Source organism: Streptomyces sp. NPDC048275 (assembly GCF_040652275.1).
Classification (GTDB): domain Bacteria; phylum Actinomycetota; class Actinomycetes; order Streptomycetales; family Streptomycetaceae; genus Streptomyces.
In genome coordinates this window covers 1-14,830 of sequence record NZ_JBEZLR010000065.1, presented here as the reverse complement: position 1 = coordinate 14,830, position 14,830 = coordinate 1, and the positions used below count along the sequence as shown (strand labels likewise).

Annotated in this window: 14 protein-coding genes; 6 read left to right on the top strand and 8 right to left on the bottom strand. The window is 70.6% G+C overall.

What is annotated here, in order from left to right; translation table 11 throughout:
- Window positions 1-17: 17 nt before the first annotated feature.
- Both AB0D57_RS31035 and AB0D57_RS31030 read left to right on the top strand, forming a co-directional pair.
- Entirely contained in the window at window positions 18-827 is an 810-nt protein-coding gene (locus AB0D57_RS31035) for an SDR family NAD(P)-dependent oxidoreductase (protein WP_362080346.1), read from the top strand.
- A 195-nt stretch (window positions 828-1,022) separates the two neighbouring features.
- Entirely contained in the window at window positions 1,023-2,027 is a 1,005-nt protein-coding gene (locus AB0D57_RS31030; RefSeq protein WP_362080343.1) for a small ribosomal subunit Rsm22 family protein, read from the top strand.
- Between the two features lie 21 nt (window positions 2,028-2,048).
- Here AB0D57_RS31030 and AB0D57_RS31025 read toward each other — a convergent pair whose 3' ends face one another.
- Window positions 2,049-2,258: a DUF6243 family protein gene (locus AB0D57_RS31025; protein WP_362080340.1), complete on the bottom strand. Its 210-nt coding sequence runs from the start codon at window positions 2,256-2,258 to the stop codon at window positions 2,049-2,051.
- A gap of 144 nt (window positions 2,259-2,402) precedes the next feature.
- Between AB0D57_RS31025 and AB0D57_RS31020 the strand changes: the two genes are divergently transcribed.
- Together AB0D57_RS31020 and AB0D57_RS31015 are read left to right on the top strand one after the other, a co-directional pair.
- Window positions 2,403-3,047, top strand: a complete 645-nt coding sequence (locus tag AB0D57_RS31020) for a TetR/AcrR family transcriptional regulator (protein ID WP_362080337.1) — start codon at window positions 2,403-2,405, stop codon at window positions 3,045-3,047.
- A 266-nt stretch (window positions 3,048-3,313) separates the two neighbouring features.
- A complete protein-coding gene (locus tag AB0D57_RS31015; protein WP_362080334.1) occupies window positions 3,314-4,042 on the top strand; it encodes a bifunctional DNA primase/polymerase in 729 nt (242 codons plus the stop codon).
- A 92-nt stretch (window positions 4,043-4,134) separates the two neighbouring features.
- On the opposite strand, the gene AB0D57_RS31010 is transcribed toward AB0D57_RS31015, so the two are convergent.
- The 7 genes from AB0D57_RS31010 to AB0D57_RS30980 all read right to left on the bottom strand — a co-directional run bounded on the left by AB0D57_RS31010 (window position 4,135) and on the right by AB0D57_RS30980 (window position 11,586).
- Window positions 4,135-5,148 (bottom strand): hypothetical protein, encoded by a 1,014-nt coding sequence (locus AB0D57_RS31010; RefSeq protein WP_362080331.1) that lies wholly within the window; start codon window positions 5,146-5,148, stop codon window positions 4,135-4,137.
- Window positions 5,105-5,986: an iron uptake transporter permease EfeU gene (gene efeU / locus AB0D57_RS31005; protein WP_362080328.1), complete on the bottom strand. Its 882-nt coding sequence runs from the start codon at window positions 5,984-5,986 to the stop codon at window positions 5,105-5,107. Before efeU ends, AB0D57_RS31010 begins: the two co-directional genes overlap by 44 nt.
- A 2-nt stretch (window positions 5,987-5,988) precedes the next feature.
- A complete protein-coding gene (gene efeB, locus AB0D57_RS31000) occupies window positions 5,989-7,251 on the bottom strand; it encodes an iron uptake transporter deferrochelatase/peroxidase subunit (RefSeq protein WP_362080324.1) in 1,263 nt (420 codons plus the stop codon).
- 13 nt (window positions 7,252-7,264) lie between these two features.
- A complete protein-coding gene (gene efeO / locus AB0D57_RS30995; protein ID WP_362080321.1) occupies window positions 7,265-8,419 on the bottom strand; it encodes an iron uptake system protein EfeO in 1,155 nt (384 codons plus the stop codon).
- 190 nt (window positions 8,420-8,609) lie between these two features.
- Window positions 8,610-9,473, bottom strand: a complete 864-nt coding sequence (locus tag AB0D57_RS30990) for a heme ABC transporter ATP-binding protein (RefSeq protein ID WP_362080318.1) — start codon at window positions 9,471-9,473, stop codon at window positions 8,610-8,612.
- Window positions 9,470-10,447, bottom strand: coding sequence for an iron ABC transporter permease (locus AB0D57_RS30985; protein WP_362080465.1), 978 nt, complete (start codon window positions 10,445-10,447; stop codon window positions 9,470-9,472). The genes AB0D57_RS30990 and AB0D57_RS30985 overlap by 4 nt, the downstream gene beginning before the upstream one ends.
- Window positions 10,448-10,554: 107 nt before the next feature.
- Window positions 10,555-11,586: an ABC transporter substrate-binding protein gene (locus AB0D57_RS30980; RefSeq protein ID WP_362080315.1), complete on the bottom strand. Its 1,032-nt coding sequence runs from the start codon at window positions 11,584-11,586 to the stop codon at window positions 10,555-10,557.
- 130 nt (window positions 11,587-11,716) lie between these two features.
- Here AB0D57_RS30980 and AB0D57_RS30975 point away from each other — a divergent pair, with 130 nt between their 5' ends.
- Together AB0D57_RS30975 and AB0D57_RS30970 are read left to right on the top strand one after the other, a co-directional pair.
- Window positions 11,717-13,156, top strand: a complete 1,440-nt coding sequence (locus tag AB0D57_RS30975) for an HtaA domain-containing protein (protein WP_362080312.1) — start codon at window positions 11,717-11,719, stop codon at window positions 13,154-13,156.
- 77 nt (window positions 13,157-13,233) lie between these two features.
- A complete protein-coding gene (locus AB0D57_RS30970) occupies window positions 13,234-14,739 on the top strand; it encodes an HtaA domain-containing protein (protein ID WP_362080309.1) in 1,506 nt (501 codons plus the stop codon).
- The last annotated feature ends 91 nt before the right edge of the window (window positions 14,740-14,830 follow it).

Sequence of the window (14,830 nt, the reverse complement as noted above, 5' to 3'; positions counted from 1 at the left end):
GAACAAGGAGGTCTCTCATGGGTGCACTGGACGGGCAGGTCGTGGTGTTCACCGGCGCCGGATCGGGCATCGGACGGGCGGTCGTCACCCGCTATGTCGCGGAGGGCGCCCGCGTGGTGGCCGTGGACGTCTCCGACACCGTCGAGCAACTGGCCAAGGAACTCGGCGACGCCGTCGTCCCGGTGGTCACGGACGTACGGTCCTGGGAAGGCAACGTCCGGGCGGCCGCTGCCGCCAGGGAGATATGGGGACGCATCGACGTCTTCGTCGGGAACGCCGGTATCACGGACGGGGCCCAGCCTTTGGAGGAGATCCCCGGAGAGCGGCTCACCGACGCCTTCTCCGAACTGTTCGGCGTGAACGTCCTCGCACCGATGCTCGGCGCGCGGGCCGTACTCGACGATCTCGTGAAGTCCCGCGGAAGCATCATCCTGACCGGCTCGTTCGCCAGCTCGAACGCCGCGGGCGGCGGCGTGCTCTACACGGCGTCCAAGCACGCGGTGCAGGGGCTCGTCCGGCAGCTCGCGTACGAACTCGCCCCGGACGTCCGAGTCAACGGCGTGGCACCGGGTGTGGCGCCGACCCGGCTGCGCGGCACGACCTCCCTCGGCCAGACGGCCGCCGACTCGGTCCTTGACGGCACCCGGGAGGTGCTGCCGCTTCAGGAGGTGCCGGACGTCGACGCGTACAGCGGGATCTTCACCCTGCTGGCATCCCCGTCGCAGTCGGCCGCGATGACCGGAACCATGGTCACTGCCGACAGCGGACTGTCGATCCGGGGGCTGGCGCGCCCGGGCGGCCGGGTCCCTGACACCGCGGGAGGGTGAGGGGCGGCACCGTTGCGGAGCATGGCGATTGAGGTCGACGCGGCGGCGCCCTGGGCACTCTCAGCCTGTCCGGCGTTTGAGGACGAGGCCGTTCAGGCCGAAGCGGGGGTCTGGGGGCGGCAGCCCCCAGGGGACGGGACTGGGTAGGGGCGGCGGGGGCGAAAACCCTCACTTCGCCAACCGTAGAATCGCGGGGTGAACGCCCCCGTTTCCCCCGCCGAGACCCTGCGCGCCGCCCTCGCCGGGCTGCTCGACGGACTGCCGCCGAAGGCCGCCGCCCAGGCCGTCGACCGGCTGATCGCGAACTACCGGGGCACCACCCCGACACACACCCCCGTCCTCCGCGACCGCTCGGACGTGGTCGCGTACGCCGCGTATCGGATGCCGGCGACGTTCGAGGCGGTCCGGTCGGCGCTGGCGGCGTTCGCGGACGCGGCGCCCGGGTGGACACCGTCGAGCCATGTGGACGTCGGCGGAGGCACCGGCGCGGCGACCTGGGCGGTGCAGGCGACCTGGGAGGAAGCCCGCCCCGTGACCGTGCTCGACTGGGCCGAGCCGGCACTCGCGCTGGGCCGTGAGATCGCCGCCGCCAACCCGGAGCTGAAGTCCGCCGAGTGGCACCGCTCTCGTATCGGAGCGGCGCTCACCATCGAGAGCACCGATCTCGTAACCGTCTCCTATGTTTTGGGCGAGCTCACCGACGCCGACCGCGCCTCGGTCGTGGACGCCGCCGCGGCCGCCGCCCAGGCCGTCGTGATCATCGAGCCCGGCACGCCCGACGGCTACGCGCGCGTCATCGAGGCCCGCGACCGCCTGATCGGCGCCGGATTCCACATCGCCGCCCCCTGTCCGCACAGCGCGGCCTGCCCCATCGTCCCCGGCGAGGACTGGTGCCACTTCTCCGCCCGGGTCAGCCGCTCCTCCCTGCACCGCCAGGTCAAGGGCGGCTCCCTGCCGTACGAGGACGAGAAGTTCAGCTACGTGGCCGCCACCCGCTTCCCGCCCGCCCCGGCCCCCTCCCGCGTCGTACGCCGACCGCAGATCCGCAAGGGTCAGGTACTGCTGGACCTGTGCGAGACCGAGCCGTCCCTGCGCAGGGAAACGGTCACGAAGCGCCACGGGCCGCTGTACAGGGCGGCCCGTGACGCGGACTGGGGTGACGCCTGGCCGCCCCCGGCTGAGGACGACCAAGACCTCTAGGCGCGCACCCCGTCCGACCCCTCACGACGTCTTGTCGGTCGTGCCGGTCTTGTCGTTCGCGTCGTTCGTACGTTGTTCCTGGAGCTTGCGCAGCAGCTCCCGCTTCTGGGCCTGCGGGTCGCTCCCGCCGCCGATCCGCTTGCCTCGGCCACCACCCCGCAGGGCATTCCGGCCGAGGTTGCTGCGCGCACCGCCCACTCCCAGCATGTTTCCGGCTCCGCCTCGGGCCATGGCATGTCTCCTTCCCGCTCTTCCGGCCGGTTCTCCGGCCGGTTCCTCCGGAACATCTTGCAGGACGACACGTCTCGTCTCGCCGCGTTCTGCTATCACACTGCGGCGAGACGGTCCGTCTTGTCAACCTGATAAATTCGAACCATGGCCCTGAAATCCACGTCCGACCGGTCCGCCCGTAAGCCCGCCCCCGACTCCACCCGCCGCAGCGAGAAGTCCCGACGGGCGATCTTCGACGCCGCCCTCGCGCTTGTCGGTGAGGTCGGCTACCCCAAGACCACGATCGAGGGCATCGCCGCCCGTGCCGGAGTCGGCAAGCAGACGATCTACCGGTGGTGGCCGTCGAAAGCCGCGGTGCTCCTGGATGCCTTTCTGGACCTCGGCGTGCAGTCCGCCCGGGAAGCCGGTCAGGAGGCGTACGAGCTCCCGGACACCGGCGACCTGGCCGCCGACCTCAAACTGGTCCTGCGCGCCACCGTCGACGAGCTGCTGGACCCCATGTTCGAGATCCCCGCGCGCGCCCTGGCCGCGGAAGGCGTCGTCAACGAACCGCTCGGCGTCGAATTCGTGGCCAAGCTCCTCGAGCCGCAGCTCCAGCTGTACGTGAAGCGGCTGCGGTCCGCCCAGGGCAAGGGTGAGCTACGGCCCGGTATCGACCCCCGCGTCGCCCTGGAGCTCTTCGTCTCCCCGCTCGCCCAGCGCTGGCTCCAGCGCACCGGTCCGATCTCGTATGCGTACACGGACACCCTCGTGGACTACGCCCTCCACGGTCTCGCCCCGCGACGATAAATCCAGTCAAAGCGCCCCATCACGCCTGATACGAGCCAGGGGGAACCATCGCCCCACCCACCCCGGATGCGGGCTCTGTCCACCCGAGGCGCAGGATGGTGGGATCATAGAGCTTGTCGAAGGTGTTTGATGAAGGCGTTTTGAACGCGTTTCGAAGGCGTTCGTCTTGAAGACTCCGCTCTTGAGGGCGTTGCTCCTGAGACGTTGCTCTTGAAGGTTTCGGCTTTGAAGGCGTCTGTCGGCACGACTGCTAGGCGAGGAGATTGATGAGCGCAGAGTTCGGCCGCCCCTCCGGTGCGCAGGGCAGGATCTCCCAGTGGCTGCGTGGTCGCCGCCCCAAGGAGACCGTCGGAGACGGCGGGCGTGAAGCTCTGCTGCTCGCTGCCGCCGCCGCGGGGCTGCCGCTCGCGCAGGCCGCGTACCCCACCGCCTACCGCTGCTCGTGTGACCGCGTCGGCTGTCCCACCCCCGGGCGCCACCCCGTCTCCTTCGCCTGGCAGACCCAGTCCACGACCGACCGCGCCCAGATCGAGCGGTGGGCCCGGCACCAGCCGCAGGCCAACTTCATCACCGCGACCGGCATGGTGCACGACGTCCTCGACGTGCCGGTCGACGCGGGCCGCGAGGCGCTGGAGCGGCTGCTCGCCACCGGCGTCGAGGTCGGCCCCGTCGCCGAGAGCGGCGACGGGCGCATGTTCTTCTTCACCCTCACCCGCGGCACGCCCGAGGACGAGGACGAGTGGTGGCCCTGCGAGCTGGACTCCCACCCCGAGACGACGGACGAGCACCCGGGCCTGCGCTGGCACTGCCGCGGCTCGTACGTCCTCGTGCCGCCGGCCCAGCTCCCCGGTGACCTTACGGTCGACTGGGTGCGGGGCCCGGAACACGCGCTCCCCGACCCCCTGAGCCTCCTCGAAGCCCTGACGGACGCCTGCGCCCGCCACGCCGGGGAGGACGAGTCGGACCAGCTGGCGGCCTGGCCCCACCGCCACTGAGGCGCCGACGGAGAGCCGAAGGCCTGACCGGCGGGTAGCCGGAAGCCTGGCCGACGGGGAGCCGAAAGCCCGTCCGGTGGCGAGCCGAGGGCCTACTCGCCCTTCGCCCCCGTCAGCCCCTCGACCCGCCCCAACACTGCCACCCGCTGGTCCTTCGCCGTCTTCCCCGGGTCCAGGACCGCCTGGTTGGAGACGAACTCCAGGGTGAGGGACTGCTTGATCTCGCCGGTGGTCAAAGCCTCGACATCCGCGCTGGGGACGGGGATGTCCGCGCCCGGCGCGGCGGTCTGCTTCTCGTAGCGATGCGTGGTGAAGAACACCAGCGCTCCGCCGTCCGTCGTACGCAGACCCACCGGGGCGTAGTCGCCCGAGGTCAGCGGCTCGTCGATGTACTGCCGGGCGAGGCCGGGCTTGCTGGCGTTCTTCTCTCGCTGCTCCCGGTACAGCGAGGTGTGGGTGCCGGGCGCGAAGCCGTCGCCGCCGCTCTTCAGATACGTCGCGTACGACTGGCTCAGCTTCTCCGGCTCGATCGCGAGGGCCGCGTCGTCCGCCGTGACCGGCTGCGCCCAACCGTCCTCGTCCTGCTGGAACTTCGGTACGTCGGCAGCGGCCAGAATGGTCAGATACGAGGCCTGCCACACGTCGTTCGCGCTGCCGCGAGTGAAGACGAGCATCCAACGACTGCTCGTCAGACCCTTGTTGGCCGCGGCGTCGGCCACGAACCAGCGCGGCCAGCCCGCCTTCTCGGGTATCGCGAACTTCGCGTCGGTCAACTCCAAGGGCGCGTGGGACGGGTTGCCGCCCGGGTTGTTCACCTGCCCGGCCTTCAGCTTCCCGCCGTCGATGGCACCGAGGGCGCCGGTGACCCGGTCCGCGTCCAGCGAGGCGTCGTTCGCCTTGTCGGCCTTGTTGTACGCCGTGGTGAAGTCCTTGAGCGCGCGGGCGGCCTCGGCGCGCGTCGCCGCCGGCACGACCTCCCGCTCGCCGTGCACCACCACGCAGCCGCTCGCCGCCAAGGACAGAACGGTCACCGCGCCCGTTGCCAGGGCGAACCGGTTGAGGCTACGAAGCTTTTGAGGGCTGCGAGCCGTGCGATCCCTGCTCATCAGGTACCTTCACCTTCCCCTTCCCGGAGGCGAACCCTACCGGGGCGAGGAAGATCGCGAGCGTCGGGACCAGGTACAGCGCCCACACCGTGACCTGAAGGACGGTCGGATCGGGCTGGAAGTTGAACACGCCCTTGAGGAGAGTGCCGTACCAACTGTCCGGCGGAACCGTGCCGCTGATGTCGAACGCCTTGTTCGTCAAGCCCGGCAGGAAGTCGGCCTCCTGCAGGTCGTGGAAGCCGTACGCGAGCACGCCCGCGGCCACGACGACCAGCATGCCGCCGGTCCAGGTGAAGAACTTCGCCAGGTTGATGCGCAGCGCGCCCCGGTAGAACAGCCAGCCGAGCACCACTGCTGTGGCCAGGCCGAGCAGCGCGCCGAGCAGCGGCCTGAACGTGCCGTCCTCGGAGCCGGCCGCGTGCACCGACGTCCACACGAACAGCGAGGTCTCCAGACCCTCCCGGCCGACCGCCAGGAACGCGGTGGCCACCAGCGCGCCCGTGCCCATGAGCAGCGCCGAGTCCAGCTTGCCGTGCAGCTCCGCCTTCAGATGCCGCGCGGTGCGCCGCATCCAGAAGACCATCCAGGTCACCAGGACCACGGCCACGATCGACAGTGAACCGCCGAGCGCCTCCTGCGCCTTGAACGTCATCTCCTGCGAGCCGTACTCGAGGGCGAAGCCGAATCCGAGCGAGAGCAGCACCGCCACGGCGATGCCGATCCAGATCGGCCGCAGGGCCTCGCGGTGCTCGGTCTTCACCAGATAGGCGACGAGGATGCAGACGACCAGACTGGCTTCAAGACCCTCGCGCAGGCCGATCAGATAGTTCGCGAACACGGCTACGCCTCCTCGGAGAACAGCGCCCGGCCCCACCAGTCGTCCTTGTCCCGGACGCCTGGAGGGATCGCGAAGATCGCCGAACCCACGTGCTGGATGTACTCGTTGAGCGGATCGATGGCCAGGCTGCGCTGCACCGGGATGAAGCCCGTGCGCACATCGCGCTGGTATGCCAGGAAGAACAGGCCCGCGTCCAGGCGACCCAGCCCGTCCGTGCCGTCCGTGAAGGAGTAGCCGCGGCGCAGGAGCGTCGCGCCGTCGTTGGAGTCGGGGTGCGCGAGCCGTACGTGCGCGTCGGGCTTCATCGCCTTCAGGAACGGCTCGTCGCGCTCCTTCGCCTTGCCGACTGGCGCGCCCTCGCCCTTGTCACGGCCGAAGATGTCCTCCTGCTCCTGGAGTGGAGTCCGGTCCCAGGTCTCGATGTTCATCCGGATCCGGCGCGCCACGAGGTACGAGCCCCCGGTCATCCAGTCGGGCCCGGCGGAAGCGCTCACCCACACATGCTTCGTCAGCCGGTCCGTCTCCGTCCCCGCGATATTGCGGGTGCCGTCCTTGAAGCCCATGAGGTTACGGGGTGTCTGCGCGTCCGGCGTCGTCGACGAGGTCTTGCCGAAGCCCAGCTGGGACCAGCGCATGACGACCTTGCCGAAGCCGATCCGGGCGAGGTTGCGGATCGCGTGCACCGCGACCTGCGGGTCGTCCGCGCACGCCTGGACGCACAGATCGCCGCCGCTACGGTTCTTGTCGAGGTTGTCGCCGGCGAACTTCGGCAGGTCGACGAGCGCCTCCGGCCGCCGGTCCTGGAGCCCGAACTTCTCGAACAGGGAAGGCCCGAAGCCGATCGTCAGCGTCAGCCGCGACGGCTTGAGGCCGAGCGCCTCGCCGGTGTCGTCCGGCGGCGCCTCGGCCAGACCGCCGTACGCTCCCTCGCCGACCGCGTGCCCGGCGGTGACCCGCCGCGCGGCCTCGGTCCAGTCCTTCAGCAGCTGGACGAACTCGGCGCGGTCGTCCGTCTTCACGTCGAACGCGGCGAAGTGCAGCCGGTCCTGCACCGGCGTCGCGATGCCTGCCTGGTGCGCGCCGTGGAAGGCGATCGCGGCACCGGACTCGGCGGCGGCCGGGTCCACGTCGCTGCCCGTACGGGTCATCGCGACCGCGCCACCGGCCGCGGCGGCACCGAGCGCGAGCCCGGCACCACCCCAGCCGATCAGCGAACGCCGGGAGGGAGAAGAAGAGCCGCTGGTGGTCTCCGTGGTCTCCGTCATGGTGGCCCCTCGCTTACTTGACGACGGCGGCGGCGAGCTTGGACAGGGGCTCGGCGAGCGCGTTGACCGCGTCGGAGAGTTCCTTGCGATCGGCCTCGCCGACCTTGTCGTACGAGGTGAACTCGTAGGAGGTCGTGTCCTCGCGGTACTGGTCGAGCAGCGTGTTCAGCGCCGCGAACTGCTGGTCGAGCTCCTTCGTCAGCGCCGCGTCGTTCTCGGCGGCGACCGCCTTCAGCAGCTCGTACGACTTCTCCGCGCCCTCGACGTTGGCCTTGAAGTCGACCAGGTCGGTGTGCGAGTAACGCTCCTCCTCGCCGGTGACCTTGCCGGTGGCGACCTCATCGAGGAGTTCCTTGGCGCCGTTGGCCATCGAGGTCGGGGTGATCTCGGCCGTGCCGACCTTGTCCTGCCAGACCTCCAGATCGCTGACCAACTGGTCGGCCAGCTCGGAGTCCCGGTCGGTGAGCTTCTTGTCCTTCCAGAGCGAGCGCTCCAGGCGGTGCCAGCCCGTCCAGTCCTTCTCCAGGTCCTGGCCCTCCTCCAGGCCGTCCTCGCGGAGGTCGACCTTCGGGTCGATGTCGCCGAAGGACTCGGCGACCGGCTCGGTGCGCTCCCAGCCGATGCGTGAGGGCGCGTACGCCTTCTTCGCGGCCTCGAGGTCTCCGGCCTTGACGGCGTCGGTGAAGACCTTGACCTTGGGCAGCGTCTCGTCGGCCTGTGCCTGCGCGTACGCGCGATAGGCGGCGACGGCCTTGTCGAGGCGCGGGTCGCGCTTGGCGACTGTGCCGCCGCCGGTGGCCTTGACGTCCTGGCGGATGCCGTCGCCCGTCATGCCGGGCTTGCAGGCGATCCGGTAGTCGCCGGCCTTCACCTCGGCGGTGACGGTCTGCTTGGTGCCCGGGCCGATGTTCTCGCGCTCGGTGACGATCCGGTCGTCCGGGAAGAGGAGATAGATCTCGGTCACCTTGGAGCCCTTGTTCTCCACGGCTATCTCGACATGCCCGGCGGGGAACTCCTTCTTGGACACCTCGCACTTGGAGTCGGTGGCGGTCACCTCGATGACGCGGTCACCGCTCGTCGCGTCGCTCTTCTCGGTGCAGCCCGTGATGGCGGTCAGAGCGGCCGCGGTGGCGGCGGCGGTGACAACGGAGAGTCGGACGGCGCGCATTCAGGCTCCCAGGGAACGACGGGCAGACCGCACGGAAGGACCCGCACGGCACGGTGAGGTCGGCCTAACTTATCTGAGCCTTACCTCACCTATACCCGCCCGTTCAGTGATTCATCTCTCACAGGAGCCGCACAGAAACGGCTTGATCACGATGGCTCAAAGTGGACCCCATGAGAGGGTCAAAGGTGGGTCAAGCGTCCCGTTCGGGGGTCACCAGGACGGCGCCGGTCCGGGGATGCGGGAACACCTCGACGGGCTGGCGGTAGACGTCGCTCAGCAAGTCGCCGGTGAAAACCGCGGATGGTGGACCGTCAGCCGCGACGCGACCGGCGCGCAGAATCGCCACCCGGTGCGCATACGCGGCCGCGAGCCCCAGATCGTGCAGCACCACGACCACCGCGTCCCCGGCGCGCGCCCTGTCCCGGCACATCCGCAGCACCAACTCCTGGTGTCTGAGGTCGAGAGCGGCGGTCGGTTCGTCGAGCAGCAGCAGGGGGGCGCGCTGGGCCAGCACCCGGGCCAGCGCGACCCGGGCCCGCTCGCCACCGCTGAGGGCGGAGAAGGGGCGCGCCGCGAACTCGGTCACTTCCGTGGCTGCCATGGCCTGCGCGACGGCCGCGTCGTCGTCCTCCGGCGCACTCGCCCAGGGGGCGCGGCCCATACGTACGACCTCTTCGACCGCGAAGGGGAAGGAGAGGGCCGCGGACTGGGGGAGGACGGCCCGGCGCAGCGCGAGTTCGGGCGCGGACCACTGGGTGGCCGGGCGGCCGTGGACGCGTACGACTCCTGCGGAGGGCCGCAGATCGGCGGCCAGGGCGCCCAACAGGGTCGACTTTCCCGCGCCGTTGGGGCCGACCAGTGCGAGGACCTCACCGGCGCGGGCGGTGACGTCGACGCCGTGCAGCACCTCGCGGACGCCGAGGCGGACATGGAGTCCATCGGCCTCGGCGAGTACGTCGCCGGGGGAGACCGGGGGCGGCGGCTTCGGCCTTCCCCGGACGAGGAAACTCTTCTCCCGGACGAGGGAACTCCTTTCCCGGACGAGGAACCTCATGCCCAACCTCCTTGCTTGCGGCGGGTCCTGCGCAGCAGCCAGAAGAAGAACGGGCTGCCCACCAGAGCGGTGAGAACGCCGAGGGGGAGTTCGGCGGGTGCGGCGATCGTGCGGGCCGCGAGGTCGGCGGCGAGCAGCACGACCGCACCGCCGAGCGCGCTGCCCGGGACGAGGAAGCGGTGCCCGGGCCCCGCCGCCATCCGCAGCAGATGCGGAATGACCAGCCCGAGAAAACTGATGATCCCGGAGACGCTCACGGCCGCCGCGGTCAGCAGCGCGATGACGAGCACGAGGACGATCCGCAGCCGCTCCACGTCCACGCCCAGGTGCCGGGCGGGCCGTTCGCCGAGCGCGAGCAGGTCGAGCCGCCGGGCGAACAGCGGCGCGAGGGCCAGTCCGGCGACCGCGCAGGGCAGCACCGCGAGCACCTTGGGCCAGGTGGCCTGGGAGAGCGAGCCGAGCTGCCAGAAGGTGATCTGATTGACCTCCGCGGTGTCCGCGAAGAACAGGAACAGCCCGATCAGCGCGCCGGCGAAGGCGTTCACCGCGATCCCGGTGAGGATCAGCGTCACCACCTCCGTACGGCCTCCGGAGCGCGACATCGCGTACACGAGCAGAACCGTGCCGAGCCCCGCGGCGAAGGCGAAGGCCGGGATGGTCCACGTACCGAGGAAGTTCACACCGAGCGCGATCGCGGCGACCGCGCCGACCGCCGCCCCCGACGAGACACCGATGACCCCGGGTTCGGCCAGCGGGTTGCCGAACACGCCCTGCATCAGGGCTCCCGCGCAGCCCAGCGAGGCGCCGACGAGCAGCGCGAGCACGATCCGCGGGAAGCGGACGTTCCACAGGACCGACTCGGGGACCCGCTCGAGCGCGGAGCCGCCCAGGCCGACGCGGTGCATCACGGAGCCGAGGACGTCACCGGTGGGGATCGGATAGGCGCCGAGCCCGGCGGCGACGGGGACCAGCATGAGCAGGGTGAGGACGAGCCCGGCGGTGAGGAGCCAGGCGCTGCTGCGGGCCTTCTTGCCGCGTACGGGAGTTTCGGCCACGTCCGCGACCCCCTCCTCGACCAGGGTCACTTGGCGTCCCCGTACAGCTGCTCCACGATCGACTTGAGCACCTGGTCCGTGCGAGGCCCGTAGTTGAGGAGGACTCCGTCCTCGATCGACACGACCCGGCGGTCCATTCCGGCGGGGGTCTGCGCCACGCCTGGGATCTTGACGAGTCCGTCGATCCCGCCGACCGACTCGAGTCCCTTGGTCATCACGAGGATCGCGTCCGGCGCGGCCTGCGCCAGCGCCTCGGTGGTGATGGCGGTGAAGTCCTTCTTCAGCCCCGACTCCGCTCCGGCGTCGACCGCGCCGGCCGCTTCGAGCAGCGAGGTGGCTCCGGAGCCCTTGCCGCCGATGAGATAGACGGAGGCGGTGCCGCGCAGATAGAGGAAGGCGACGCGCGGGTGGTCCTCCTGTGCGGGAATCTCCTTGCGTACGGCGGCGATCCGCTCCTCCGAACGCTGGGTCAGCCGCGTCCCCGAGGCCGGTACGCCGAGGGCGTCGGCCACCGCTTCGATGCGCGGGCCCACGTCGTCGAGGCCCTGGGCCGGATCGACGACGAGGACCGGGACGCCCGCGTCGCGGATCTGCTCCATGGCCTCCTCGGGCCCGGTCGTCGTCTCGGCGAGGACGAGGTCCGGTTTGAGGGAGAGCACGCTCTCCGCGGAGACGTCGTGGTTGCGGGTGACGATCGGGAGCTTCTTGGCCTGGGTGAAGGTGGCGGTGATGTCACGGGCGACGACCCGGTCGCCGAGCCCGAGCGTGAAGACGATCTCGTTGAGGCTGCCGGAGAGGGGGACGATCCGGTCGGCGGCCTTGATCGTCACCTTCTTCCCGTCGGACGAGCCGACGGTGACGGGGAGTTGGGGCTTCGCCGGGTCCGTGAGGGGTTCCACTCGATCGGCGGTGGAGGCGGCGACGGCGGAGGCCTTCTTCGCGGACGCCGCGCTCTCCGCGGAGCCTCCGCATCCGGTCGCGGCCGACAAGAGAGCGAGCGCGGACAGCAGGACGCCCGCCGTTCGTGTGCCCCGCCGATGCACTGTCCCGTCCCTCATCCTCGTCCATCCATCCTCTCGGTCCTCTTCCGACACCTGCCCGGCATAGCTTAGGTTAGCCTTACCTTTCTCGCTCGCCTTTCCTGTCATGAGTGGCCGGTTGCTGACCCTTGGATCCGGAGGACAACCCATGCCCGTGCGTCTGAGGGCTCTCATCACCGCGGTGAGTGTGGCCGTGCTCGGAGCCCTGCTGGGAGTACTGCTCCCCGCCACCGCCGCGCACGCCGCCGACCGCACCGTGCAGGGCGGCCGGCTCGACTGGGGCCTCAAGTCCTCCTTCCAGAGCTATGTCACCGGGCCCATCGCCAAGGGGAGTTTCTCCCTCACCGGCGGTGCGGCCACGGTCGGCGGCAGCCAGTTCCGCTTCCACTCGGCGACGGGTACGTACGACGGCGACACCGGCGCCTTCACCTCCTCCTTCTCCGGCGGGGTCCACTTCGTCGGGCACCAGGAGGACGACGGCACGTACCAGCTCGACCTCACGATCAGCCGCCCCACCGTCCGCATCTCCGGCGGCAGCGGCACGCTCTACGTCGACATCATCAGCAAGGCGAAGGGCACCGGGACGGTCACGACGTCCTCGCAGGTGCCTTTCGCCTCCCTCTCCCTCGGTGGCATCGACATGAAGGGCGGCGGCAACGCCGTACAGCTCAACAACCTTCCCGCCACGCTGACTTCGCAGGGTGCCGAGTCCTTCGCCGGGTACTACACGGCGGGGACCGCGCTGGACCCGGTGAGTCTGTCCGCGGACGTCCGAGCGGCGGCCACGCCGAAGGCGTCGGCCACGCCCACGGCCACGCCCACTCCCACGAAGTCCGCCAAGAAGAAGGAGACTTCGGGCGCGATCGCGAACGGCGCCGTCGACTGGGGCGTACGTCGCACCTTCCGCGAGTACGTCACCGGGGACATCGCCCAGGGCAAGTGGACGCTCTCCTCCGGGGCCCAGGACGGCGGCGCGCTCTTCCGCTTCCCCGGCGGCGAGGGGACGTACAAGAAGCAAGACCGCTCACTGGAGGCGGAGTTCGAGGGCGCGGTGCGCTTCACCGGCGAACAGGGCCTCGATCTGAAGCTGAGCGGCGTCCGGGTCACCGTCGAGGACACCAAGGGCACGCTGTACGCCGACGTGACCAGTGCGGACTTCACCGGCAAGAAGGTCGCGCTCGCCACCTTCACCGCGAAGGACTTCACCCCGCGGGACGACCTCGTCGAGCTGACCGAGGCACCCACGAAGCTCACCGCCAAGGGCGCGAAGGCCTTCGGCGGGATGTATCAGGCGGGTACGGAGATGGACCCCCTCTCGCTCGCCGTCGCCCTCACCGACGACGCGGCGCTGCCCGCCCTGCCCGACCTGGGCAGCGCGGCCACCGAGAGCGCAACCCCCTCGGCGCCCGAGACGGCGGCCGAGGCCAAGACCGACAGGACCGAGAACGCCGCGAGTACGTCCGACGGCACTCCGCTCCTTCCCATCGGCCTCGGGGTCGGTTTCCTGCTGGTGGTGGGCGCGGCCTCCGTGATCGCCGTCCGCAGGCGCCGTACCCGACCGGCCGCCGCAGTCCCCGATGAGGACTGACCCCCTACACAGTCCGTCACGTGACGGGCCACCCAGTCCGTCACGTGACGGACCACCCACCAAGGAGAACCGCCGTCATGTCCGCCAGAGCACGCCGCCCCCTCGCCCTCGCCGCCGCCGTCGCCACGGCCGCCGCGCTGGGCGCCACCGCGCTCGCCACCGTCGGCGCGTCCACCGCCGCGGCGGCCGAAGTTCCCCTCAGTGGCTACGAGTTGACCTGGGGCATCAAGCAGTCCTACCGCACGTACGTGACCGGGTTCGCGGCCGGTACCTTCACGCCCGCGGACGGTGCCACCCAGGCCGCGGACAACGGCGCCTTCACCTTCGTGGACGGCACCGGCACCTACGACTCCACGGCGCACACGCTCGACCTCGGTTTCAAGGGCAGCCTGAGCATCGTCTCCAAGGCGCACGGTTTCGACATCTCCCTGTCCGACGTGAAGTTCGACAGCGCCGCCACCGAGATCACCGCCGACGTGACCAAGAACGGCACGACGACGGACGACGTGCCGCTCGCCACGGTCACCGTCACCCGCGCGATGACGGACATGGCGACCACGCTGACGGCGCAGGCGGCGGACGTCCTCGGAAGCGCGAGCTACGAGGGCGCGGCCGGGGACCCGCTGACGGTCGTACAGAAGACGGCATCCCAGTCACCGAGCCCGTCGGCGTCCACGTCGGCCTCCCCGTCGCCGTCCCCGTCCACGTCGACCTCCGCGTCGCCCTCCCAGAGCGCGTCCCCGACGCCGTCCGCCTCGTCCTCGTCCTCCGCGTCCACCAGCGCGAGCCCGTCACCCTCCGGCTCGGAGGCCGCGACCGAGGGCGAGATCGCCTACGGCACGCTCGACTGGGGCGTGAAGCAGTCCTTCCGCACGTACGTCGTGGACGGCGTCGCCCAGGGGAAGATCACCGCGTCCGACGGCGCGACCCAGGCCACCGACAACGGCGTCTTCACCTTCCCGGACGCCTCCGGCAGCTACGACACCGACGCCGGCACCCTCGCCGCCTCCTTCGAGGGCGAGGTGAACTTCAAGGGCCATGAGGACAACGGCACTTACGGCCTCGACCTCACCCTCAGCGACCTCAAGGCGGAGCTGGACGGCGGCTCCGGCGAACTGACCGCCGACGTCGACAGCCTCGGCGAGAAGTCCGAGGATGTGGTCCTCGCGAAGCTCAAGGCCAAGTCCACCGAGCTGACGGTGACGGACGACGTCATCACCCTCGACGACGTCACGGCCACGCTGACCGAGGCGGGCGCGGAGGCGTTCGGCGGCTTCTACCCGACCGGCACCGAGCTGGACCCGGTGGACCTGGCGGTGGCGGTGAGCGAGGACGCCGAACTTCCCGAAGGGGACGGCGAGTCGGGGTCCGGCGGCACGGGCGGGTCCTCCGGTACGTCGGGCACCACGGGCGGCACCACCGGTGGCACGGGGACGACCGGGTCCACGACGGGCGGCGTGAGCGGTTCGCTCGCCTCTACCGGGTCGGAGGTGCCGGTCGGCGCGCTCGGGGTGGCGGCCGCGGTGACCGTCGCGGCGGGTGCGGGCGTCGTCGTCGCGGTGCGCAGGCGACGTACGGTCTAGGGCCTGTCCGGCGGATCATGCCGGAGACGCGGGGTCTGGCACGCCGATCTGCGGCGTTGTCGTCGGTTGCCGACTCCCCCACTCTCGGCTT